Genomic DNA, 22,983 nt, shown 5'->3' with positions numbered 1-22,983 from the left:
CAGAAAGGAGCCTTTAAATGGTCTTTTAGAAGGCAGGATAAAGTTGATAAACTATAACCTCAACTGAATAAATATTATTATACAAGTATTTAATATAGATTTCAAGCTTGTCTCTTTCCTATTTAATGAAAAGCTTTCCTGTTTACAAGCAGTTTGACCAGATGGACTGCGGGCCTACCTGCCTACGCATGATTGCAAAGTTTTACGGCAAACACTATTCTCTCAAAAGCCTGCGTGAGGCGGCACACATCACACGCGAAGGGGTAGATATGAGGGGAATTAGTGAGGCAAGCGAACAAATTGGTTTTCGCTCTTTTGGCGCAAAAATTACGTTTGAGCAACTTGACCAGCAGGCAACGCTTCCATGTATTTTGCATTGGAACCAGAACCACTTTGTGGTGCTACCACCCCAAAAGTATGATTCATCAAAAAAAAATAGTCGCATTATTGTCATTGACCCTGCATATGGCAAACGCACGCTGACTCGCGAAGCTTTCCTTAAAAGTTGGATTTCAACTGAAAATAGAATGGGCATTGTATTGATGCTTGAGCCTACCCCCGACTTTTTTACAAAGGATGGCGAGTCGGAAAAGACATCGAACTTATCGTTCTTCCTCACCTATCTGAGCCCTTACAAACGCTATATTTTTCAGATACTGCTGGGAATGGTTCTGGGGAGTCTGTTCTCTTTAGTATTTCCATTTTTAACCCAGAGCCTGATTGATTTCGGTATTAATCAACAAAACATTGGCTTCACTTACCTGATTTTATTTTCGCAATTATTCTTATTCCTAGGCGGGGCAGCTATTGAAATGGTGCGTGGCTGGTTGCTATTGCACATGAATACCCGAGTAAATATCGCTATTATATCCGATTTCCTAATTAAGCTCATGAAGCTGCCCATTCGTTTCTTCGATAGCAAAATGGTGGGCGATATTACACAGCGAATTCAGGACCACAACCGCATAGAACAGTTTCTTACAGCTACTACTCTCAATACTCTTTTTTCGCTACTGAACATAATAGTTTTTTCGGTAGTGTTAGCTATCTACAGTCTTAAAATTCTAGCAATTTTTATGATAGGTTCTTCCGTATCAGTCAGTTGGATATTATTGTTTTTGGCAAAGCGTCGTGACTTGGATTATGTGCGATTTCAGCAACAGAGTGCAAATCAAAATAATTTGTTCGAAATTATTACTGGGATGCAGGAGATAAAGCTCAACAACAGCGAAACCAATAAGCGTTGGGGTTGGGAGCGCATACAGGCTAAACTCTTTAAGGTGGGGATACGAAGTATGGCATTAGAACAGTATCAAATGCTGGGCGTAAATCTTTCGACGCAACTTAAAAACATTCTAATCACCTTCGTAGCGGCCCAAGAGGTCATTCATGGTACGCTAACGCTTGGAATGATGCTGAGTATTTCTTACATCACGGGCCAAATGAATGGGCCTATCGAGCATTTATTAGGCTTTTTCCGTAGTGCACAAGATGCTCGAATCAGCATCGACCGGCTTGGGGAAATTCAGCAGCAGGATGACGAAGAAAAGCCAAGCTACGTGCGCCTTGACAAAGAATTGGCTTTGCTGCATACCGTTGAACAGGCTGGAGCGGGCCTTGTGCTCGATAAGGTGTCTTTCCAATACGAGGGGCCCGATTCGGCTTTTGTATTGAAAGATGTAAGTTTAACTATCCCATTTGGTAAGGTGACGGCTGTGGTAGGCAGCAGCGGTAGTGGTAAAACCACCTTGCTTAAACTTTTGCTGCGTTTCTATGACCCGGTAGCTGGCATTATAAAGGTGGGGGCAACACCGCTAACAAATGTTTCACCCAAATGGTGGCGCGCACAGTGCGGCAGTGTCATGCAGGAAGGATATATTTTTTCGGACACTATCGCCCATAACATTGCGATACAGGATGATATTAACGAGGAGCAACTTGCTATAGCGCTACGTACTGCCAATCTGGCGTCTACTGTGGCTGCCATGCCTTTGGGGCTAGCTACCAAAATTGGGATGTCGGGCAATGGTATAAGTGGAGGCCAGCGCCAGCGCATGCTGATTGCACGCGCCGTATATAAAAACCCGCAGTTTATTTTTCTTGATGAGGCCACCAGCTCGCTTGATGCAAACAATGAACGAATAATTATTGATAACCTAGAGAGCTTTTTTCAACATCGTACAGTAGTGGTTATTGCCCACCGCCTGAGCACGGTCAAGCATGCTGACCAGATTGTTGTGCTCGAACAAGGCCAAGTCGTAGAAGTAGGGGACCATGCTACCCTAACGGCCAAACGTGGCCGCTACTTTGAACTCGTCAAGAATCAGTTAGAACTAGGTAATTAACATTTCCTTTGCCTATGCCCACCTTTACTCCGACCGATACTACACGTAGTGAAGAAGTTCAGGAGATTGTTGGCCGTCCTCCATCCTGGATTGTTCGTGTGGGCACAATGGTTATCGCTTGCCTAACGATGATTTCTATGGTCGGGGCTTGGTTTGTGCGCTACCCTGATTTAGTGGACGCACCGGTCACGTTTGCCTCAGCATCTCCACCTATACAAATAGCCGCCCACAACAGTGGCCGTATTCAAACATTGTATGTTCACGACAGCGATATTACTGCTGCTAACCAAGTGGTAGCCGTGCTGGAAAATGCTGCTTCCACCTCCGATGTATTTCGCTTAGCCAAGGTAGTGCAGAATATGGATACGACGTTGAATCTAGCCCTCGTTATTTCCCATATAGGCATACCAACATCTCTACAAGCGGGTGACTTACAGGCCGATTATGCCAACTTATATCAAGCAATCAGTGCTTACAAATCTTTTGTAGCAAACCGCAGTCATACAGCCCAATTAGCTAGTTTACGGACCCAAATAACTTATTATCAATACCTAAATGCAGAATTAGCCACTAAACGCAAATCACTAAATGAGCAGCTTGAGTTAGAAAGGCAGAAAGACAGTATTAACCGAGAATTATTGGGTCAAAAGGTCATCGCTAAGCTCGATTTCAACGATAAACACAAACTTTATCTTAGTCAACAACTTACATCCAGCGACAATAATGCCAGTATTATTCAGAATCAATTGCAACAGTCAGAATATCAAAAGACATTGGCTGTCTTGCAAAACGAGCATGAAGCACAGCTGCAGGACTTACTAAACAAGGTTAGGGGAGCGGTTAAAGTATTAGTGGGGCGCATTGCAACTTGGGACCAAAAGTATGTTTTGCGCACCCCTATTTCGGGAAGAATTAACTTTTTTAAGGTCTGGACACCTAATCAGTACGTCAAAACTGACGAACCTGTCTTTGTGGTTGTGCCCTCACTTCACAACCAGTTTGCACGCGCTTCGCTACCGGTGTTCAAGGCCGGCAAAGTAAGGGTTGGGCAGACGGCACACATCCGCCTTAACGAATATCCTTTCGAGGAATTTGGGCAACTGCGCGGCACTATAGAAAAAGTAAGTGAGGTGTCATTAGATGGGAATTACCTCATTACAATTCGGCTGACCAGCCTACGTACCAGCACAGGATTTCAGCTACCGCTTCGCACTGAGTTGTCGGGAACAGCGCAGATAGTGACAGAAGACCGCAACGTTATTCAGCGTATTTTCAGCATCCTCCTCGGCCGTCTTGCGCGATGATATTAGTTTACCGTGAGTTTCACCCTACTCAACTAGCTTTTGGATTTAGCAGAAATCAATTCAAGTAAAAAGGTTTTACATAACGAGGAACGTAAAAGTTGTAAAAACAGCGCCTCAATAGCCTATAATGCTCTAAAGTTGTTATACACTAAGTTTAGTGTCGCCAGGGCGGCCAGCATGCTCCCGATGTTATTGTTAGCCTAACTTTGCACCTTTTGTCGGTCTGTTAACGTTGCTGCTTGTAACATTATGCAACATCATTAGAGAACGTTTAGCAAAGGCCGAGATTGGCTGTGAATTATTGCGTTACATGCCGAACGGAAACCATTTTGCTTCGTCTGTCTATTTTCCAACACGAAACGCCCTTTCAACATGAAAAGACATTCCGTTTTACTCGCTATTGTTGCGCTGTTAAGCGCTTCATTTTGCGCCCATGCTCAGAATGCTCCAACACCCAAAGGCAAAGCAGAAGAGAGGAAACGCTCAGGGAAACATACTGCTGAGGTTATCAGTAAACAGGCGTCCTATAACGACCACTATGCTACGAAGGATACCGCAGCATTCAACCGAAAATTCCGTCGTTTCAGCCGTCCCGCAACATTTCCTGTCCCAATACCTGTTAGGAAAGTAAAATAAAGGCGGTGTTCTAATTTGGGAGGGTTGCGTGTTGTAGGAAGATGATAAATACAACCGCTATTTGCGCCCAGTGCGTGTGACCTTCAACGGAATGGGACACGCGACGGCTATGCCTGCTACCGCTGTGCGGCTTGCAGGTTCGTGACGGCGGCCGTGGCGTACGCCATCGCTATACGCAAGTGGACTGGCTGTTGGCCGAGCGCAATTAGCATTGAAGCATTGTGCGCGTTATGGGCGTTCCCCGCGTGACGGTGGCCGGCTTGGCAAAAAACGCGTAAGTGTCCGCGCCCTACCTTTCGTGCCGACGCAACAAAAAGGCTCAAAAAAAGCGGTGGGAAGCTTTGGAACTCGACGAAATGTGGACGTTCTTGGCCACAAGCCGCATAAAGTGTGGCTCTGGTTGGCCGTGGAGCGGGCTTGTTGGTTCATATTGGCTTGGGTGCTGCGCGACAGCCAGCACGGCCATCGCCTTGCGGTGTCGCAGGCATTGTCATATCGATACTGGCGTTATTTATGGTATTTTACAGACTTATCACTGGCCTATGCCAAGGTATTGCCGCGCTGGCGGCACCACCTTGGCCTTAAAGGCAAAGGGCAGACCAGCATCGTAAAAGCGGTTAATACCGTACTACGCCAGCGATGCGGAGTGCTCGAGCACAAATTAGGCACCTTCAGCAAAAACCGGACGATGCACAAGACTTGAATTAAAATTGTCATCGATAACTATAATCGGGCACTCTTCCCAAATTAGACCACCGCAAAAATAGGGGGTGCGCTAATATGAGATGTTGAAAGGTCGTCCGTTTAACCTTTGTACCAAACTTTTAACCAAGGCCAGTACTGGGAGGGTGCCACCGCCAAAGCCCGCCGCGACCTCGACGCGTACCAGCAGCGCATGGCCGCCGCCAAAGACCAGGCCCTGCTGACCTTGGGCGAAGCGGCCCGTTTGGTCGTGGACGAGGCGGACGTGCCCGGGCCGGACCTGCGGGCGACGATTTACGAAACCCTCTCGCGGGAGGCCCTGCTCACGGCCCTGGAAGTGAGCCAGGCGCTGTTGCAGCCCAGCCGTCATTCCCACTTGGCCTTCCTCGCCGGGCGCTACGCCAGCGTCAAGCAGTTTTCCGGCCAGCTGCTCGCGCAGCTGCACTTTGCCCACGCCTACCAGGGCGATGACTTTGCGCAGGCCCTTGCGCTGGTGGCCGACCTACAGGCGGGCCGGCGGCGCAAGCTGCCGGACGATGTGCCGCAGGCCTTTATGACACCCACCTGGACCCGGTTCGTGCGGGCCGCCGAAACGGCGGATGCCCCGGGTGGCCACCGTCAAGCCTACGAGCTGGGCGTGCTTACAACACTCCGGGAGCGGCTGCGCTCAGGCGATGTGTACCTGCCCGACTCGCGCCAGTACGCGCCGTTGGAAAGTTACCTGCTCCCGGCCGGCGAATGGGCAACCGTGCGGGCCGACGCCTGCCAGCAACTCAGCTTGCCCGCGCAGCCCGTCGAGCGGATTGCCCAGCGTATCGCCGAGTTACAGGAGCTGCTGCCCCAGGTGGAGGCCCTGCTCGGCAGTGGCCACGGGAGCTACCTTGACGAGGAAGCCGGCCGCCTCGTCGTGCCCCGCCTGCAGGCCGAAGAGTTGCCGGCATCGGTCACGGCCTTGCAGGAGGAAATTACCCGGCGATTGCCGCGCGTCGAGCTCACCGACCTGCTGGTGGAAGTGGACGGCTGGACCCAATTTGCCGCCCAGCTGCACCCGTTAGAGGGCCAGGCTCCGCGCCAAGCGCAGCACGCCACGTTGCGCTACGCCAGCCTGCTGGCTTTGGGCTGCACGATTCCGCTCACCGACATGGCCCAGAGCACCGGCCTTGACTACCAGGCGCTGTGGTGGACAGCACGCAGCTGCCTGCGCGAGGAAACGCTGCGCCCGGCGACCACCCAACTGGTCAATTACCAGCACCGGCAGTGGCTGGCTACTTCCTGGGGCAACGGCACCTTGTCATCATCCGACGGCCAGCGTTTTCCAGTCTCCGGGGCCGTGCGCAACGCCCGGGCCCTGCCCAAGTACTTCGGCTACGGCCGCGGCGTCACGTTTTATACGCACACGGCCGACCAGTACGCCCAATACGGCAGCCGGGTCATCGCCGCCACCGAGCGCGACGCGACCTACGTGCTGGACGAAATACTGGGCAACGAAACGGAACTCGAAATCCTGGAGCACACCACCGACACGGCTGGCTACACCGACCTGGTTTTTGCCCTTTTTGACTTGCTGGGCCTTGAATTCACGCCCCGCCTGCGCGACATCGGCGACCAGAAGCTGAGCAAAGTCAAGGGGCTCGACGTGGCCTACCCGGCCCTCAAGTTTACCGGGCAGGTAAATCCCGACTACCTAGCCCGCCACTGGGAAGAACTGGTGCGCGTCGCCGGCTCGCTGAAGCTCGGCTACGTGACGGCCTCCTTATTTATCCGCAAGCTGCAGGCCTACCCCCGGCAGCACCAGCTCACCTACGGCTTGCAGGAATACGGGCGGCTGGTCAAAACCATTTTCATCCTGCGCTACCTGCTGCACCAGCCCCTGCGCCGCAAAATCAACACCCAGCTCAACAAAGGCGAGCAGCTGCACGCGCTGCGCAGCTGGCTCTGGTTCGGCGGTGACGGGGTGCTGCGCCGCAAGCAGGAAGAAGCCCAGCAGGAGGTCGTCGGCTGCCTCAACCTGCTCACCAATGCTGTGGTCGTCTGGAACACCGTCTATATGCAGGAAGTAATTACCCAGCTGCGGGCCGAAGGCTACCCCATGCAAGACGAGGACATGGCCCATCTATCCCCGGCCCGCTTCGAGCATATCAACCGGCTGGGTAAATACACCTTCGCCGAGCAGGAAACCTTGCTCCGCAACGGCTTACGCCCCTTGCGCCATCCCAGGCAGGCAGTCACGCCGACGGCGGCAACAGCTTAGCGTAATTTTTCGCCCCGTTGTAACGAGAACCCCGGACTCGACGAAGCAGTGGCGCGAAATCCACCTCAGCCTGACCGGCAACATGCTGCGCTACGTCTGGTCGTTCGACAACAAAACCCTGTCCGAGTCCGACAACATTCCCATCCGCAAGGGCGAAAACGTGCGCATGGTCTTCCAGAACATGACCATGATGCGCCACCCGCTGCACCTGCACGGGCACTTTTTTCGCCTCGTGAATGCCCAGGGCGCGTACTCGCCCATGAAGCACACCTTCGATATTCAGTCGATGGGCAAGATTACCATCGAGTTCGATGCCAACGAGGACCAGGACTGGTTTTTCCACTGCCACACCCTCTACCACATGATGTCGGGCATGGCCCGCGTCATCAGCTACGAGGGCAGCCCGCAGAACGAGTACGCCCGCACGGGCTACCGCCACCTCAAGCGCGAGGATAACAAACTCTACCCCTGGGCCGATTTGGCGGTGCATTCGCAGGGCAGCTTCCTGGAAGCCAACCTCTCCAACAACAAAAACGCCCTCGAATTTGAGGGCCGGCTAAATTACCAGGGCAACTACGAAACCGAAACCCACCTGCTGCGCTACCTCGACAAGCGGCAGTTCCTGGCCGCCTTCGTGGGCTACGACCTGCGCGACAACAAAACCCTGCGCTCGACCTCCGACACCGAGGGCGGCAACCGCCGCACGGCGGAGAACAACCGCAACTTCCGCCGCCAGGCCGAAGTCGGCGTGTACTACCTGCTACCCCTACTCGTGCGCGCCGAGCTGCGCACCGACCTCACCGGCCAGTTGCGGGCGCAGCTGGAGCGCCGCGACATCCCTTTGAGCAACAACGTCTTCATGGACATCCGCGGCAATACCGACCGCGAGTTCACGCTCGGCTTCCGCTACATGGTGAGCAAGTACGCCTCGCTCAGCACCAACTACGACAACCAGTACGGCTGGGGCGCGGGCCTCACCTTGCACTATTAACGGCAGCTTGAAGGTAAGTAATGCCCCGATTGCCTGTTTTTCGCCTCATTTTGTCTACTGCCGCCAGTTTGGCCCTGGTATTGGCCGGTTGTCGCTCGGCTGTTGTAGTCCCGAAATTCCCCACTACCGCCGGGTACCACCTCCCGCTGCCGACACAGCGCTTCGACACGGTGACGGCCGGCACCGCCCACGATTCGCCCACCATCCCGCAACGGCCGGTAACGACGAAAGTGCGGCCCCGGGTCGTGAGCACGCGGGACCACGCGCCCGGAGCGAAACTGGAGCCGGAGGGGAAGCTGGGCAGCCGGTATGCCAAAGCAACAGCCCACGATACCGCGGCCCGCTTCACCCAGCCCACGATACCGCGCCAGCCACGCCAGCCATTCAAATTATTTAGCGCCCAGACGCTGGTGCACTACAGCCTGCACTTTGCTTTCCCGGCCGTGTTGGCGCTGGTGTTTTTTCCCTTGATGTGGCAAACGGCTTACCTGATTCTGCTGGCCACGATGTTCATTGACCTGGACCACCTGCTGGCCAAACCCATCTTCGAACCACGGCGCTGCAGCATTGGGTATCATCCGCTGCACTCCTTTTACGCTGTACCGGTGTACGCCTTGCTGCTCCTGCTGCCCGCCACGCAGATTGTCGCCGTGGGCATTCTGTTCCACCTGTTCACGGATACGGTGGATTGCTTGTGGAGCTTCCGCCACTGCCACGAGTGCTACCTCAACTCCCGAATCTATGCCCTGCGCAGCTGGGTGCGGAAGCTGCTCGGCCGTGAGGCAATGGATTAGCCTGCCTACTTGCACGCCTGCACCAGCGCCGTCACGCTCAGCGTGGCCGTCGCGTCGGTGGTGTAGTTATCGTTGTTCACGCACACGAACAGCTGGCGGGTGCCGGGCGGCAGGGTAATGGGCCGGGTTTCCTGGGGCGTATTCAACGCGGCGCGCAGGCAGGCCTGGGCGTTCGCAATGGTGCCTTTGGTGGCCAGAAACTGGTCGGCGGCGGCCGGGTCGGCGGTGATGTACCAGTGGCACTTGGTGCTGACCGTGGGCGGGGCGTTATTGCCCTGCCTGGTCAGGGCCGAGGCCGCGGTACCCAGCAGGGCCGGGGCGGCCGTCCCGCCGCTGCCCACCACGGCGGCCACGGCCAGCGCCGTGGACCACGACACCGGCGGCTGCCCCTCGTCGCGCACGTCGAGCTTGTAAACAATGCCCACCGTGCCGTCGGGAATATCCACCGTGAACACCTTGCGGCTGGTGTGCATGCAGTTGCTGCAATGAATGGTGGCATTGCTCAGCGGCAGCGCGTCCTGCATCACCGAGCGGCACTTGATTTCACGGCCGTCTTCGCGCCAGCTCTTGTAGTCCGCCTGCTGCTGGCCGTTTACGTAGGTGCCGCGAAAGCTGGGCTGGCCGTTTTGGTGCCAGCCGCAGCAAATGCCCGTGGGTTTGTCGGGGCCTTCGCTGGCCAGCTTGCCTTCCCACTGTTTCTTCCACGAGGGGTAATAATAGTTGCGCACGGTTCCTATGGCTTTACCCACCGCGTCGTGGTGCGCAATCCGGGCATAGGCTACCTCCTCCAGGGTTTCGGTGCGCTCCCAGTCGCGGTCGAAATACACGGTGTCGGCCGGCGGCAGGCTCACGGCCGCTGGCTTGGGCCGCTGGGCCAGCGCGGGGATGCTTATGAGGAGGAATAGAAATGGCAGAAGGTAGCGTTGGGTCATAAAATGGATTTGAGTCGGAAAGTGGTCGGTAAAAATAACGCTGGGTTTTGGGAAGTGCCAATTCAGATTGCTCAGCATATTCCACCCAAAAGCAAGCCGCTACCAGAGCTACGAGCGCAATACACCTCGGATATGAAAAGCTACGTGACCTTCTGCAAGCAGCACAGCTTGCTTGCGGTGCCCGCCGACGTGGATACTCTCCCCTATAACCTCGTGCACTTGGCCGCGGAGAAACTCAGACCAGCAGTGGGGGCCAGTCAGAAAAAAACAAGGGTCAGCAACCGCTCACCGAGCCACATGTGCTGGCTACAATCAAGCAGCACCTGGCTGCCATCCGCAAGGCTCACCAGCTTTGTGATGGATGGCATTGCCCGCACCCTGCGCAAGCGGCAATAACAGGCGCAGGCATTCACCACCGGGAAAATGGAGCAGGCCATCCGCTGCGCCGAAGTGGAAACGTCGGCTGGCATTCGGACCCAGGCTACTGCTTGACTTTGCGGGGGCCTTTCAGCACTCGGAACAGGTCGACCTTAACGTCGAACAATTGTTGCATTGCAAGAACGGTTTTACACAAAAGGGCCGCTATTTATAATAGCAGCCCTTTCATATCGTGCCCAATCCCCTCAGTAGAGTTCAATGCTGCACGGCACTATCGAGGGTTTTCTCATACACCGGCGTTTCGTGTACGTGTGAGCCCAGGCGCCAAGGTTAAACGGCTGCGTCCCTAAAATCATCATGAGCGGCTTTACTAAGCGAGCCGGTTCAAAATCGGCAATTTTCTTGAGGGTCTTTTTGTCTTGCTCGCTCAAATAGGCTGCTGCATAAGGATGCGTATGCCAGTCTCCAAGGTACGTTTCGGTGAAACCAGACTGCTCGTAGTGCCGGCTTATTGCTTTTTTATCGTATTCATAATCGGGCACGAAACTCGTCCTTTTATGAACCGCCTTAGGACCAGGACCGATGATGGCCGTAACAACTGCTTCGCCAGTGTTGCCCCAGTAGCCCATCAAAATACCCCCCGTCTCACAAGGCATCTTGCGAATGGTTTCTTCCAGGATGCGCGTGTAAGCAGCTTTTTGTAACCACACCTTATTCATGCAACTAGCTTTTTGAGCAATACGGGCAGTCGGGATGAATGCTCAGCGGAAACGTTTCCCAAGTAGGAGGAATAGGCAGGTGGTTCGCGTCCACAAAATTCACGACCCCAACGTCCCAACTCACATCCGGATAACCTCCCTCCGTACCAGCGCAGAGCGTTGAAACAGCTAAACGCACGGCAGCTAGTGTAACATTTTGCAAATCGAAACTTGCCCCCGTGAACGTGATATCGCCGCAACCGGGTGCCTGCACATCCCCATGAGCATCGCTACGGGGAATCGGAATGGTGTTGTCTTTGGCATATTGCAAACACATCCAGCAGCCGGGTGTCTTGCCTGGAACAACCCGCATAACCAAACCACCCCACGCACCAGGCGTGGCATATAGCGAGATGTATGGGATGCCCCGCCGTTTGGCTTCTTCAGACAAGAAATTGTTGATGCCAATTTCCGCAGAAGCATCGAACAACAGCGAAACCCCGTCCAGCAAATCGTTCATAAGCTGCTGCTCATTTGGCTTACCTGGCACCGGTTTTTGCCCGATTCGGTGTTCCAATGCCTGCACCGCAGTCCGGGGGTAGTTGTCTCCGATAAAATCACGGAGGGCTTCGGTCTTCTGCTGTCCAAAGGCCGGTATGCCCAATGGCCAGCGAACGGTCGTACCCGGGTCAACGGAATCAAAATCCATCAACCGCAGGCCACCGACCTGATTCCGGGCAAACTCAATGGCTGCGGGCGCGCCAAGCGCCCCCAAGCCAACGACCGCAACCGTGTAGGCTGGCAACCCTTTTAATGCAGGCACCCTGATTTGAATATCCTGGGGACCACTTCTGGCGGCTTGGGCATAAGAAGCAAAAGGCAGTTTTTGCTTAACCGACTTGTTTTTGCCTTGCGGCACGGTCACTTCCATGAACCCTTCGAGCAGGAAAAGCCAGCCCATTCCAAGCACGCCTGGCCCTACTTCTTCCGGGATGTTAAGGCCCCAGAAGTCCGTGATGGTCAAGTTGCCGTTTATGGTCTGGCCATCCAAGGTCACGTCGCCTTTGAAGCCTGGCAAGGGCTTGCTTCTGGGCACCATACCCCCGTTGTGCTTTTCCAACAGCTTCCTCAACCATCCGATGTCTTGGTTGGGGTCGCCAAAAGGAGGGCGCTCGGAGAGTCGCAGGGCGTAGCCGTCGAACTTGAACGGAAACAACTCCTGAAAGACCGCCGGAAGCGGACTAACCACCTGCCTATCGATTGTGCTGTGCAAAACCGCTGACCGGGCTGGCAGCACTCTTTGCTTGGAAAATCCTACCTGGATGCGTCCCAGCATGGCCAGGTCGGCATCGGCGGTGACGAGCGCATCGAAGCTGGAGCTGTCAAACACAACGGCAGCCCCCCCGTAGTAGCTGCTGGCTGGTTCGGCGTGCTCGGCGGGGTCCGCAGCCAGCAGAGCGGCATCAACAATGGCCCCTTTCTCCAACACTTTCGGGAGTTGAGAAAGCAGAAAATCTGCCAGCGTCCATTCGACGTTCCAATGCTTGGAAGGACGCGGTATCAGGCACAAGTTCTTCTGAAAAGGGTGTTGGTGCCGGGGCAATTCTACGTTGAGGGCATCAACTTCTGGCCGGAAGAACGGGTAATTGTCGGGGAAAACCGCTCGCAACTGGATGGCTTCCTGCCCGGCCGGCAACCTGAATGCCGGGTTCGAGGGGTCGATGACAAGGCCAAGCTGCAAAATGCCCTGGCTCTGAAGTGCTGAATCAATAGCAAATTCAACATTCAGATTTTCCAGGGCATTTATTTCGCGTTGCAGCAGATGGGGACTGGCCTCAAACCAAGGGGATTGAGTTGTCGCCATCATACTTAGCCTACTTGACGGTCCTTGGGAGGCTGCGGCGGGTTTCTTGGCCCCGGAGCAGGGGCTGCCGGCGGCACATGGACGCCACCACCCGAACCGCCACCGGTTGCAGGAGGTGTACCCCCCCCGTTACCCGTACCCTTGAGCAATTCGCGGACCTTGGCGATGCCCTTCTGCGCTTCCGCCGCACTTTCGAAAGTTTTGGAGCCACTGTCCGCAACAATTTTGTTGTTGGCGGCTTGAAAGTGCCAACGCCACTGCTGAGCATGGTCCAAAAAGTATTCGTAAACGGGACCACCGCCCTTTTTGCCTTCGTGCTCAGGGGCGTTTACCCCATCGCGGGTAAAGACGGCGGCCCCGTGTTCGCAGTCGTTCTTGTGGTGGTATCCCTCGGCGGAATCGGCCACCGTATGACCGTTCTCGTCTTTCAAACGCCAGCGCCACTGGTGTGGATGGTCTTTGTCCTGGTAAAACTCAAATCCTTTCATCGAAAATGGGGATTGATTGAAAAATATGACTTGCTGGTAGCGACTGGCCAGTACTCTACAGACAAGGTCCGGCTTATCAATCCCCGTGCCAGTGCGCTATTCGTGACACAATTTCACAAGTAGCACAAGACACTGATGCATTAATGACACAAACTGCGCTACATTTGTTCGCGTAAAGGGACAGTCTGCCACATTGACAATGCCATGCTCATATACTTCCAAATCAACTAATTATGTCTCAGGAAATAAATGCCAAGGCGCTAGCGGAGGCCATTATACGCCACCGAGAAGCAAGAAAACTGACAGGTCGGGCAGCCTCAGCCGAAATGGAGAATGTCAGTCCTTCCACTTTATCTAGGATTGAGCGCGGAAACCTGCCCGACTTGGATACTTATATGAGAATTTGTCGCTGGCTGAATGTGGACCCAGCCCACTTTGCAATTACTCCTACCGGCAGAAAAACGACGGAGATGGAATCCCCGCTTCAACGAGAAGATATTATTACCCATCTTCGGGCTGACAAATTGCTTTCCAAGCAAACCCGGGAAGCCCTGATAACCATGATTGAAGTGGCTTACGCGGCGGCTCGGCGTAATATTCTACCCGATGAGTCACAAATTCCCCCCTCGCTTCAAAACTGAAGCAGAAGCTACCGCCCTCAATCTTCGTCGCCAGCTCGGCCTTACGGTTGAGCATGCCTGCCCGGCGAGGCAAGTAACCGGTCTGTATGGCATCACCGTGACGGCTGCAGGCACACTTGAACGCGAGATAATCCTTGATGCGTTAAGGGCAGAATTTCCAGACCAGGTGCGGGTTCGTCAGCAGTTGGCACTTGTTGCGAATGCCACGACTGAATTTTCAGCCATCGTAGCCATCGTCCGGGACCACAAGATGATTCTCTACAACGGGAATAATTCGCCCGCCCGGCAGGAGAGCGACATCATGCACGAGGTAGCTCACATTCTGCGCGGCCACAAAGGCGACTGCCTTCAACTCAACGCCGATATTTCTTTGCGGGTCCATAACGAAGACCACGAACAAGAAGCCAAATGGCTTGGAGCCACCCTACAAATTCCAGAAGAAGGAATTCTTCGGCATGTTTGTGCCGGCCGTACATCAGAAGAAATTGCGGCCATTTACGGTGCCAGTGTGCAGATGGCTAATTACCGTCGGCGCATCTTGGGCATTGACATCCGCGCCGCCCGGCGGAAGCGGTTTTAGCTTAGCCGACTTCATGCAGGCCATTCCGTCGCCTGAAAACCGGACCTATCAGCAAAGTGCATCCGCCTTACGAGGTACTCCCCTACGCCCCTCGACACTGCGAACGGGAACCATCGGCCGGCCCAATGATGCCGCGTATTTCATGTAGTGTCCATGTAACGATTCGCGGGTTTTGGCTTCTGTTGGCTGCCTCTACGCCTTGGCAGAGCACTTTCTTATGTATCACTTATGTAACAGCCGTCGGAATTTCAGCCTGCTAATTGCGGTATACGCTTCGAGGACGTTGCCCAGCGCTTATTCAGTCAATTCAAAGCTGAACAGTCGGCGCGGAAGTATCTGGCTAATTTCTACCCGGTTGAGGCTGTCCTTAATCGAACCGTCATCATACACCCGAATAGAAGCCGGAAACGCGAACCGCTTGCGCAACTCGGCCGCGTCGAGGGGGTCGACAAAGAGGTAATGCCCCTCGCCCCCCTGGTCAAACGCGAACGCATCCCCGTGCCGGCCGGCCGGCGTGTTGCCCTGGGCCAACAGGTACTCGATAACGGGCCGCAAGTGGTCGGTGCGCGGGTCGTGGTCGCCTCCCTGGGCGGCAAGTTGTGTCTTCTCCATAAGCGAGGCACGTGTTATTACAAGTTCTTCATCATCTGCGCGTAGATACCAGGCGGATACATGGCCGCGCATTCTTCGTCCGTTGCAATCAAGTCGATTTCCGGGAGGTGCAGATTAATCAGGTCGCGGTCTAATTCCTTGGCCGTGATATTATGGCGCGGGTCGGCGGGCTGCTCGGGCGTTGGGGTCGGTTCGGTGCTCATGGGTCACTTTTTGGCCTAAATAAATAGATTACTGGGCAATTTAGCAGGCAGGTGATTTTCCTTTTCTTTCTTGCTTTTGATGCTCAACGCACGCTTCCTCGTCGGACACCTGTTGAAAAATGCGCGATTTTTGGTTCGTCCGGCCGCTGCCGCCGACGTGGTATCTTGCTGCTAACGGCGCTGCTATTTAATCCGCTTGGAAATGAGGGTAGCGGGTTGGCAATTAGCAACTTTTTTCTTCGTTTATTAGATTCATGGTAGGAAGTGCCCTCCTACCGCAAGGTCTTAAAAAAAGTTTTTAACCCCAAAAACCATTTGCTATCATGGCTATCAAACCTGGACCAAAACCGAACAAACAGGATGGCACCCCCGACGAAAGAAGACGGGTTACGAAGGAAAACGCACCAAAACACCCCGATTTGAAGCCCCACAAGCATAAGAAAGGCGATTAATTCGATTGAACAGCCCCGTAGAGCTTCCGGCACTCCAACCAGCTGCGCGCCTCGCGCTCGGCCTGGTGGTGGCGGTCGGCCCGCGCCGGGTCGGCCGCTCGTGCGGCGGCCCGTTGGAGCCGCTGCGCCCGGTTGGCATGGTGTGCGGGATTACGGGGGTCGAGTAGCTGGGATTCATCGGTCACTCGGCCGCCGCGTTGCACCAGCGCGTCGTGCGTTGCCAGCAAGTAAAGAATGCGGTTCCGTTTGTACGGCCAGTGCTCGAGCAGCTCGTCCAATTCGTTCAGTGACGCTTGGTAGGCTAGCGGGTTGCGCTGCAGCTGCGCGGCTGTGTAGCGAGGGCGGGCGGCGGGCCGGTTGTTCGGCCGGGGCTGCGCCGGGACAAACACCAAGCTCTTCGCCTGCTGGGGGACTCGCGGGTCTTGGTGCGGCCCCTTACCGGTCGGAGGGCCTTGCTTGCGGCGCTGGCTTTCGACCAGTGCCGCCTCGGCTAACGCGAAGTTGCGGGCGTGACGGGCGGCTTTCGCCGGGTCACTACGCTGCACCCATTGGCGCTCGTTGAGCATCAGGCCGTGCACATTCTCCTGGTCCTCGTCCGCCACCATCCCCACTTCCCAATGCACGGCCCCGTTGTCGAAAAACGCCTGGCGAACGGCCAGCAGCGCGACGGTGCGCTGCCGGTTCCTGGGCCACTGGTCCACCAGCTCGTCCAACTCGTTCATCGCAGCGAGGTAGGTCGGGTACTTGTGTAAGCTGAACAGCGTGTATGCCGGCCGGCCAGGGTCACCCCGGAATATTTTGACCGGGAAAAGGTGTGTCTGGAACCGCTGACGAAACTGCTTTTTTTGGCTTCCTGTCATGCTACAAGATACGCCAAAAAGTGCGTATAGACCAGTAAAAAGGGGCTTTTTTGTTCTCGGCGAGGCAGCTATTTGCATAGTAGTTGCCTTCTTATGCCAGGTTTTGTCTATCCCTGTTTTATCGCCTTCCTAGTAGGCTTTAACATCTGGCAGCCTCAACTCAATTGCGTCCGCACTGTGGACGCAATTGAGTTGAGGCTGCCAGATGGCTGTCAGTATCGATACCCCCGGGAAGTGTGCATTTTGCTTGGCCGAAGCAGCCAAAAGCAACTCCTCATCCCGGCAATTGGAGCAGCAGGTCAATCAGGGGCCGGCCGACAATCAAACCATTGTGGCAAGCAAGTATCAGTTGTATCTACCTACTGAGAAAGCATTAACTGCAAAAGTGAAGGAGATTGATAAGCAGGAGCAACTGTAGGCTCCTTTTAGGTAGCGTCCAAACAAAAAAAGCGTCGACCTAATGGCCGGCGTTTTTGAATGCCTATGCCAGGTCACACAAATTAACTAGCCTTCTTCCTTTGCATCAGTGGAATAAGGGATACCCAGGCGGCGCGCTTCGTCGAGTAACAATAGCCGCGTGAGCGCCGACAGAGTCAGGCGACGAGCTTTCGCCACTTTCTGGAATAATGCTTTTTCGTCAGCTTCGACCTCAATACCAATTTGAGGCTTACGTATGCGCTTTTCATCATTACTCATAGGGCAAATATACACCAAGTAAAAAACTTGGCAAATTTCCGGTTTATTCAAGTTTTTTACTTGGTTTTATCAAGTAATTTAATACATTTGTGGTGTTCAAGTTGAACGACTTAACCAGTAGTAAGCAAAAGAGGCCAGCCGCGCTAACGACTGACCTCCGATATAGCACCTGTTTGCGCAGGCACTACGGTTGGGTTCTTGCAAACCTTACCCCAAAATTACATGGAAACGCATGTAACCGGGCAACCTGTGCTTGGCGAACTCCGCCATGCCCTCTCGGCCGTATTCTTCGGCAACCCGCTCTTCTCGCCCCAGGAGCAATTATTGGCCAATCATTACATCCACGAGTGCGAGGATGCCCAGCAACTCACCCGCTGGTTACGGCGCATGACCGCCGCGCTTACCCATCGGCACCCCGTCGGCCCTTCGTCCACTACTTCACTGGCCGGGTATGTGGTATAGCAAGCAACTCCGTCAAGTCCGTCGGGCCCGCAAGGTGGCCCGAATGCAGCAACACCAGCTTCTTGCCCTGGAGTTGGAAGGCATCGTAGCCCTCACCCTGCACTCCGCTACTCAAACGCTGACCGTGCTCATTGAACGGGCAGCGGGGGCGCAAGTGGTCGATACGCTCCGGGAGGCCCTGCGCGAGCGCCGCCAGGTCCTGAAAACCGAAGCCCGGCAGCTGCGCCAGGATTGGCAGGAAAGCGAGACGCTGCGCGCCCGCAAGGAGAAGCCTCGCCCCAACCAGCCGCTGGCCGACGCGCCTCCCGCCTCCTAGCGCTCAGCCCGTTCCCCGGCTTTACCCTCAACTGCGCCCTACCGAGGGGCGCTGCGCGCCCACGTACCCTGTTGCTTGTCATACCACGCTTCGCTCTCAACGCGTCCACACCCTTGTTATGCCCTACTATTTCACCTTTTCCGCCCAGCCCACCGGCGTGCGCCTCCCCTATCAACATGCCACCGCAGCCCAGCGGGCGCTGGCCGTGGGCCATCTGCAACAGCGTCTCGGGGCCCACTTTCCCTCGCTGCGCGCCAGCACCTGGTCCCACGCCCTGGCCGAATACCAACCCGACCTCTGGCTCACCGGCTCTGCCATTATGCTGGCTGAAACGGCCCTGACGCAACTTGCCCAGCACCTGGCCGCGGCCCCGGAGCTTCCCGTGCTGGACCCGCCGCTGTATGGGTTGCCGGCCCTGCACCTGGCCCAGCACAGCCTGCAGACCAGCGAGTTGGCGGCCCGGGCACTAGGGGAAGTCGCGGCCAGTGCCACCGCCTGCGGCCCCCGGCTCTACGCGCTGCTCTGCCGCCTGACCCACCCCAATCCGCTCGCCGAGCAAGTGGTGCAGGCCTGGTGTTGGAATCTATCCAGCGCCCCGCCCCTGCCACCGGGCATCCCGGGTGGACGCGCTGCACCGAACAGCGCCGAAATCGGGCAATTGCTCTGCCGCATCAAGGCATCAAGATGCCCAGGTTCCGGCGAAGCCGCATGGCTTTCCCGAGCCCCGCACGCCCTCTAAAAACCTTATTTTAAACGGCAAGCGCTTGTGGGAATTTTCTCCTCTTTCAACCGTATAGTCATGCATTATACCCGTTCAGGTATAGAATTGAACTTAATGCGTATATTTATACCCGAAAGGGTACCATACACGATTTAATCGCCTTAGTTAACCCCGATAGGGTACGTTTCTGATGACTAATCCCCTGGCTGCGTTCGTTAAGCAGCGCCGTAAGCTGTTGCAGCTGTCGCAGCCGGACCTGGCGGCCAAGGCCGGGGTGGGCCTGCGTTTCGTGCGTGAGCTGGAGCAGGGCAAGGCTACACTGCGGCTGGACAAAGTAAATCTGGTGCTGCGCCTCTTCGGCCACGAGCTTGCCCCGGCCCCCCTCGACCGCACTCAACTCCTCGCCGACCAGCCATGAGAAAGGCCGAAGTCCACCTGCACGGGCAGCTGGCCGGGCACCTCACCCAGGATGAGCACGGCTATACCTTTGCCTACACGCCGGCCTACCTGCTCTCCCCCCTCGCCGAGCCCGTGAGCCTGACCCTGCCATTGCGCGCCGAGCCTTACGTGGAGCGGGTACTGCACCCGTTCTTCGACGGGCTGATTCCAGAAGGCTGGCTGCTGGAAGTGGCCGAGCAGAACTGGAAGCTCAACGCCCGCGACCGCATGGGCCTGCTGCTGGCCTGCTGCCGCGACTGCATCGGAGCCGTGAGCATTCACCCGCTGCCAACCGAAGACGAGCGATGAGCCGCTGCCTCTCCTGCTATCGGCCCCTGCCCGCGGGCGACGGCCCGGCTTATCACCCGGCCTGCAGCCGCAAGCTGTTCGGCCGGGCCGTACCGCCGGCTTTTCCCTACACCGAAGCCGACATACTGGCCCTGGCCGAAGCCGTCGTGCGCCAGCACATCGCCGTCACCGGCGTGCAACCCAAGCTCTCGCTGAGAGTGGCCCCGGCCGGAGCCGCCGGGCAGCCGGGGCGCTTCACCATCGTGGGCGCGCTCGACGGCGAGTACATCCTCAAGCCGCCCACCGCCCGCTACCCCCACCTGCCCGAAGTGGAGGACCTGACCATGCACCTGGCCGCGCTGGCCCGCCTGCCCACGGTGCCCCACGGGCTGCTGCGCCTGGAGGGCGGCGCGCTGGCCTACGTCACGCGCCGCATCGACCGGCAGAAGGGCCACAAGCTGGCCATGGAAGATATGTGCCAGCTCACCGAGCGCCTGACGGAAAACAAGTACGACGGCTCACACGAGCAAATCGCCCGGGCCCTGCTAAAATACTCGGCCAATCCCGGTCTGGACGTGGTCAATTACTACGAGCTGGTGCTCTTCAGCTTCCTGACGGGCAACGCCGACATGCACCTGAAGAACTTCTCGCTGCTGCAAACGCCCGGCCGCGGCTACGGCCTAGCCCCCGCCTACGACCTGGTGGCCACCGCCCTGGTCAACCCCGCCGACACCGAAGAGTTGGCCCTCACGCTGAACGGCAAGAAAAAGCGGCTCCGGCAGCCGGATTTCCGGCAGGCCGCGTTGCGTGCCGGCATTGCCGACAAAGTGGTGACGGACATGCTGGCGCGCTTCGCGAAGGCCCGACCCGCTTGGCAGGCATTCATTGCTATCAGCTTTCTGCCGGAGCCATTGAAAGACGACTTCTACCGGCTGCTGGAGCGGCGTTTCGCGCAATTGGGTCTGGCTTAGCGGCCAAGCCCGAAGTCAACGTGCTCTGGCGTGCTCACCCGCACCATCGTCCACTGGCAAGACGCAGGCGCGGTATGCCGGGCTCCAGCCGGCCCTAATCTGTCGCGGCGATGATGGGGTTGATGGCGGTAAGGCGGGCCACCGCGCGCTCCAAGGAAGCGGCAGTGCCGTCCAGTTCAACGGAAACGAGGAGGGGGTGCTTTACCGCCTCGGCCGACGGGGCCGGCAAACGACTGCTATTGGCGTACGCGTCGCTTGGCTCTTCCGCCCGCCCCAGACCCGCCGGCCGGGTCAGGTCCACATTGCGCAGCTCCTCCACGCTAACGTCAAACACCTGGGCCAGTTTGGTGAGGGCTTCGAGCTTGGGGGTCGATTTCCCGCTTTCGTACCGGCTAATCGTGTTGTAGTCCGTGGCAATTTTATCTCCCAAGTCCGATTGGGACCACTCGGCTCTACGCCGCAAAAAGCGCAGGTTTTTAGCAAAATACATGGCAAGTGCTGAAAGCGAGCAAAATTAATCGCTTAGCAATCTGTATTTTACAGCATTATACTAGAATTATACAGCAAAATAAAATTAATCAGGCTACCAATTTGCTGTATATTGCAACATAAGTAAGTTTTTTACTTTATTACCCGATGGGTAGCCCGTAATAGCCATTTATCCGTCACTAGCTTTCCCGTTGCTATGCCTAAGGCACCGATTCGCCCCCCCAATTCAGGGTTTCCGCGTGTAATTCATCAATTTGAGGAAAACGACCGCAACGAATATACCTGGGTCACCCAACCCTTAGAGCGGACGGTGCGACGTTCAACCAAGAAACCAACGCCGGACCCAACCGAACTGCCTGCCCAAGCGGAGCCCTTGCTGCTGGTACAGCCACGGGTATCAGCCGAGGCAGGTTTGCCCGAAGCAGCAGCCACCCGCACCGATTAGCCAGCCTATTCCGAGCACCTCGTAGCAGTTGCTTAGCTGGCGCTGGCGGCAGCGCGCGGCGGCACGGGAAACCGCATCAACTCGCTGAGCGAGATTTCCAGCCCCTGAGCTAGCGAGGCCAGCACGTCGAGCGTCACCGAGTAGCGGGCCGTCTCCAGCCGGTAGATGGTTGGTTTGGACACGTCGGACACGTCGGCCAGTGCCTGCTGGCTCCAGCCCCGCGCCTCGCGCAATTGCCGCAGGTGCTGGCCAAAGGCTTGCAAAACCACCTCATTTTTCACCCCGGCAAGCTGGAACCAAAAAACGACCGTCTTGTAATCATACATGACTACAAGACGGTCGTTTTTTGGTATCTTCGGCCTTTCGCCTGGCTTCTCCTTTCCCCCGTTATGGCTCTCCCGGCCCCATCCCTTGCAGCACCTGCGGCCCAGCGGCTAACGCATACACAGGCGTCGCCCCAGCAGCTAACCCAAGCCCTGCTCTTCGCCCAGAAAGAATTGCAGGACATTTTTTTTCCGCTGAGCTGGGCCACGTGGGTCAACGCGCTGCTGATAGTGCAACCCGAGTTGTGGGTCGAACAGGGACTCAGGCAGGAAACTGTTTACCTCGACGCGCACGGCCTCGGGCTTTTAGCGCGACACCTGGCCCCCAGCCCGAAAGGGCGCAACTCCGAGTTCATTGGCCACGAACGCCCCACCGGCGACGGCCCCGAGTAATAGCGGATACCACTAACCCCTTTCTTTCCCTGCTTTCCCTTTCGTACCCCATGCCGTTATCACTTCACCGCCTTTTCGCGCCCGCCACGCTTCTGCTCCTCACCAGTGGGCTGCTGACCAGTTGCTCTTCGCCGAGTTCGACCTCCCCGCCCGCCGCTGCTGCCCCGGAAACCGCCGCTCCGGCCCCCTCCGCATTTCCGTTCGGCGGCAAGGTTGATTCGCTTAACGGCATCGCGGGCCATACCTTCGGAGAGCCGCTGAGTGCCTTTTCCCAAATGCGCTTGGTGCCGTCCGCGCCGGGTGACCTGACGAAGGTCTACGCCTACGAGGGGACCACCGGCTGGTTCGGCAAGCACCACGCGCAGGTGCGAACCCTTTACTACTTTCTCGACGGCAAATTCTGCCAATTCCGGGCCATCGGCGACGGGGCCGTGCTGCGGCCGGAGACCACCTACCTGTTCGGCCCAAGTCAGCAAGAGAGCAAGTACCGGCTATTCTGGGAAGGGGGCCGGGCCCGGGCCGCGTACATCGAAAAACCCCAGGGCTTTGGGTGGGAAGGCACCCTGGACGTACTGAGCAAACCGTTGGAAGCCGCGCTGGCGGCCCAGACCAGCGCCCGGCTTAAAGCGGAAAATGCTCAGTAGCCCAGTAGGACGTTGGTAAACAAACAGAATGGCACCGTCGACGCGTCGCGAACCGACCGGATAACG

General features: G+C 56.4%; 29 protein-coding genes. 19 read left to right on the top strand and 10 right to left on the bottom strand.

Features of this window, described 5'->3' with window-relative positions; genetic code table 11:
- Positions 1-125 precede the first annotated feature (125 nt).
- From MON38_RS20955 to MON38_RS20925, 7 genes are all read left to right on the top strand, one after another.
- Complete coding sequence (locus MON38_RS20955) at positions 126-2,345, top strand: peptidase domain-containing ABC transporter (RefSeq protein ID WP_241938109.1); 2,220 nt, start codon at positions 126-128, stop codon at positions 2,343-2,345.
- Positions 2,346-2,359: 14 nt separating this feature from the next.
- Positions 2,360-3,649 carry an HlyD family secretion protein gene (locus MON38_RS20950; protein WP_241938108.1) on the top strand — a complete coding sequence of 430 codons (1,290 nt, stop codon included), beginning with the start codon at positions 2,360-2,362 and terminating at the stop codon, positions 3,647-3,649.
- A 372-nt stretch (positions 3,650-4,021) separates the two neighbouring features.
- The gene (locus MON38_RS20945) at positions 4,022-4,285 is read left to right on the top strand and encodes a hypothetical protein (RefSeq protein ID WP_241938107.1); all 264 of its coding nucleotides are present in this window, start codon (positions 4,022-4,024) and stop codon (positions 4,283-4,285) included.
- Between the two features lie 298 nt (positions 4,286-4,583).
- Entirely contained in the window at positions 4,584-4,988 is a 405-nt protein-coding gene (locus MON38_RS20940) for a hypothetical protein (protein ID WP_241938106.1), read from the top strand.
- Between the two features lie 108 nt (positions 4,989-5,096).
- A complete protein-coding gene (locus tag MON38_RS20935; RefSeq protein ID WP_241938105.1) occupies positions 5,097-7,238 on the top strand; it encodes a Tn3 family transposase in 2,142 nt (713 codons plus the stop codon).
- Positions 7,123-8,229, top strand: a complete 1,107-nt coding sequence (locus MON38_RS20930; RefSeq protein ID WP_338423798.1) for a multicopper oxidase domain-containing protein — start codon at positions 7,123-7,125, stop codon at positions 8,227-8,229. Before MON38_RS20935 ends, MON38_RS20930 begins: the two co-directional genes overlap by 116 nt.
- Before the next feature lie 50 nt (positions 8,230-8,279).
- Entirely contained in the window at positions 8,280-9,023 is a 744-nt protein-coding gene (locus tag MON38_RS20925) for a DUF6122 family protein (protein ID WP_241938103.1), read from the top strand.
- 5 nt (positions 9,024-9,028) lie between these two features.
- On the opposite strand, the gene MON38_RS20920 is transcribed toward MON38_RS20925, so the two are convergent.
- On the bottom strand, positions 9,029-9,955 hold the full coding sequence (locus tag MON38_RS20920) for a toxin-antitoxin system YwqK family antitoxin (RefSeq protein WP_241938102.1): 927 nt from the start codon (positions 9,953-9,955) through the stop codon (positions 9,029-9,031).
- A gap of 132 nt (positions 9,956-10,087) precedes the next feature.
- Between MON38_RS20920 and MON38_RS20915 the strand changes: the two genes are divergently transcribed.
- The gene (locus MON38_RS20915) at positions 10,088-10,351 is read left to right on the top strand and encodes a hypothetical protein (RefSeq protein ID WP_241938101.1); all 264 of its coding nucleotides are present in this window, start codon (positions 10,088-10,090) and stop codon (positions 10,349-10,351) included.
- 227 nt (positions 10,352-10,578) lie between these two features.
- Here the strand turns inward: MON38_RS20915 and MON38_RS20910 are convergent, their stop codons facing one another.
- From MON38_RS20910 to MON38_RS23055, 3 genes are read right to left on the bottom strand one after another with little or no spacing between them, the layout of a single operon-like run.
- The gene (locus tag MON38_RS20910) at positions 10,579-11,052 is read right to left on the bottom strand and encodes a Mov34/MPN/PAD-1 family protein (RefSeq protein ID WP_241938100.1); all 474 of its coding nucleotides are present in this window, start codon (positions 11,050-11,052) and stop codon (positions 10,579-10,581) included.
- A 4-nt stretch (positions 11,053-11,056) separates the two neighbouring features.
- Entirely contained in the window at positions 11,057-12,898 is a 1,842-nt protein-coding gene (locus tag MON38_RS20905; protein ID WP_241938099.1) for a ThiF family adenylyltransferase, read from the bottom strand.
- A 2-nt stretch (positions 12,899-12,900) separates the two neighbouring features.
- Positions 12,901-13,383, bottom strand: coding sequence for a YegP family protein (locus tag MON38_RS23055; RefSeq protein WP_422388762.1), 483 nt, complete (start codon positions 13,381-13,383; stop codon positions 12,901-12,903).
- A gap of 233 nt (positions 13,384-13,616) precedes the next feature.
- Here MON38_RS23055 and MON38_RS20895 point away from each other — a divergent pair, with 233 nt between their 5' ends.
- Together MON38_RS20895 and MON38_RS20890 are read left to right on the top strand one after the other, a co-directional pair.
- Positions 13,617-14,024 carry a helix-turn-helix domain-containing protein gene (locus MON38_RS20895; RefSeq protein WP_241938097.1) on the top strand — a complete coding sequence of 136 codons (408 nt, stop codon included), beginning with the start codon at positions 13,617-13,619 and terminating at the stop codon, positions 14,022-14,024.
- Complete coding sequence (locus MON38_RS20890; protein ID WP_241938096.1) at positions 13,990-14,604, top strand: ImmA/IrrE family metallo-endopeptidase; 615 nt, start codon at positions 13,990-13,992, stop codon at positions 14,602-14,604. Before MON38_RS20895 ends, MON38_RS20890 begins: the two co-directional genes overlap by 35 nt.
- A gap of 294 nt (positions 14,605-14,898) precedes the next feature.
- On the opposite strand, the gene MON38_RS20885 is transcribed toward MON38_RS20890, so the two are convergent.
- From MON38_RS20885 to MON38_RS20875, 3 genes are all read right to left on the bottom strand, one after another.
- Positions 14,899-15,216, bottom strand: a complete 318-nt coding sequence (locus MON38_RS20885) for a hypothetical protein (protein ID WP_241938095.1) — start codon at positions 15,214-15,216, stop codon at positions 14,899-14,901.
- 17 nt (positions 15,217-15,233) lie between these two features.
- A complete protein-coding gene (locus MON38_RS20880) occupies positions 15,234-15,419 on the bottom strand; it encodes a hypothetical protein (RefSeq protein ID WP_241938094.1) in 186 nt (61 codons plus the stop codon).
- Between the two features lie 448 nt (positions 15,420-15,867).
- Positions 15,868-16,593 carry a hypothetical protein gene (locus tag MON38_RS20875; RefSeq protein ID WP_241938093.1) on the bottom strand — a complete coding sequence of 242 codons (726 nt, stop codon included), beginning with the start codon at positions 16,591-16,593 and terminating at the stop codon, positions 15,868-15,870.
- Between the two features lie 385 nt (positions 16,594-16,978).
- Here MON38_RS20875 and MON38_RS20870 point away from each other — a divergent pair, with 385 nt between their 5' ends.
- Positions 16,979-17,149 carry a hypothetical protein gene (locus MON38_RS20870; RefSeq protein ID WP_241938092.1) on the top strand — a complete coding sequence of 57 codons (171 nt, stop codon included), beginning with the start codon at positions 16,979-16,981 and terminating at the stop codon, positions 17,147-17,149.
- Between the two features lie 86 nt (positions 17,150-17,235).
- On the opposite strand, the gene MON38_RS20865 is transcribed toward MON38_RS20870, so the two are convergent.
- A complete protein-coding gene (locus MON38_RS20865) occupies positions 17,236-17,427 on the bottom strand; it encodes a hypothetical protein (protein WP_241938091.1) in 192 nt (63 codons plus the stop codon).
- A 222-nt stretch (positions 17,428-17,649) separates the two neighbouring features.
- Here MON38_RS20865 and MON38_RS20860 point away from each other — a divergent pair, with 222 nt between their 5' ends.
- From MON38_RS20860 to MON38_RS20835, 6 genes are all read left to right on the top strand, one after another.
- Positions 17,650-17,889 (top strand): hypothetical protein, encoded by a 240-nt coding sequence (locus tag MON38_RS20860; protein ID WP_241938090.1) that lies wholly within the window; start codon positions 17,650-17,652, stop codon positions 17,887-17,889.
- A gap of 43 nt (positions 17,890-17,932) precedes the next feature.
- Positions 17,933-18,205, top strand: coding sequence for a hypothetical protein (locus MON38_RS20855; RefSeq protein ID WP_241938089.1), 273 nt, complete (start codon positions 17,933-17,935; stop codon positions 18,203-18,205).
- A 118-nt stretch (positions 18,206-18,323) separates the two neighbouring features.
- Entirely contained in the window at positions 18,324-18,944 is a 621-nt protein-coding gene (locus MON38_RS20850; protein WP_241938088.1) for a hypothetical protein, read from the top strand.
- A gap of 172 nt (positions 18,945-19,116) precedes the next feature.
- The gene (locus MON38_RS20845; RefSeq protein ID WP_241938087.1) at positions 19,117-19,344 is read left to right on the top strand and encodes a helix-turn-helix transcriptional regulator; all 228 of its coding nucleotides are present in this window, start codon (positions 19,117-19,119) and stop codon (positions 19,342-19,344) included.
- On the top strand, positions 19,341-19,673 hold the full coding sequence (locus tag MON38_RS20840) for a HipA N-terminal domain-containing protein (protein WP_241938086.1): 333 nt from the start codon (positions 19,341-19,343) through the stop codon (positions 19,671-19,673). The genes MON38_RS20845 and MON38_RS20840 overlap by 4 nt, the downstream gene beginning before the upstream one ends.
- On the top strand, positions 19,670-20,623 hold the full coding sequence (locus MON38_RS20835) for a HipA domain-containing protein (RefSeq protein WP_241938085.1): 954 nt from the start codon (positions 19,670-19,672) through the stop codon (positions 20,621-20,623). Before MON38_RS20840 ends, MON38_RS20835 begins: the two co-directional genes overlap by 4 nt.
- Before the next feature lie 94 nt (positions 20,624-20,717).
- Here the strand turns inward: MON38_RS20835 and MON38_RS20830 are convergent, their stop codons facing one another.
- The gene (locus MON38_RS20830; protein ID WP_241938084.1) at positions 20,718-21,113 is read right to left on the bottom strand and encodes a helix-turn-helix transcriptional regulator; all 396 of its coding nucleotides are present in this window, start codon (positions 21,111-21,113) and stop codon (positions 20,718-20,720) included.
- 476 nt (positions 21,114-21,589) lie between these two features.
- Entirely contained in the window at positions 21,590-21,883 is a 294-nt protein-coding gene (locus tag MON38_RS20825) for a helix-turn-helix domain-containing protein (RefSeq protein WP_241938083.1), read from the bottom strand.
- Between the two features lie 63 nt (positions 21,884-21,946).
- On the opposite strand from MON38_RS20825, the gene MON38_RS20820 reads away from it, so the two are divergent.
- Together MON38_RS20820 and MON38_RS20815 are read left to right on the top strand one after the other, a co-directional pair.
- A complete protein-coding gene (locus MON38_RS20820; protein ID WP_241938082.1) occupies positions 21,947-22,273 on the top strand; it encodes a hypothetical protein in 327 nt (108 codons plus the stop codon).
- Positions 22,274-22,323: 50 nt separating this feature from the next.
- A complete protein-coding gene (locus MON38_RS20815; protein WP_241938081.1) occupies positions 22,324-22,917 on the top strand; it encodes a hypothetical protein in 594 nt (197 codons plus the stop codon).
- The last annotated feature ends 66 nt before the right edge of the window (positions 22,918-22,983 follow it).

Origin of the sequence: Hymenobacter cyanobacteriorum (genome assembly GCF_022631375.1) — a bacterium.
GTDB lineage: Bacteria > Bacteroidota > Bacteroidia > Cytophagales > Hymenobacteraceae > Hymenobacter > Hymenobacter cyanobacteriorum.
The sequence above is the reverse complement of the archived record's forward strand: the minus strand, read 5'-3'. Positions and strand labels throughout refer to the sequence as shown.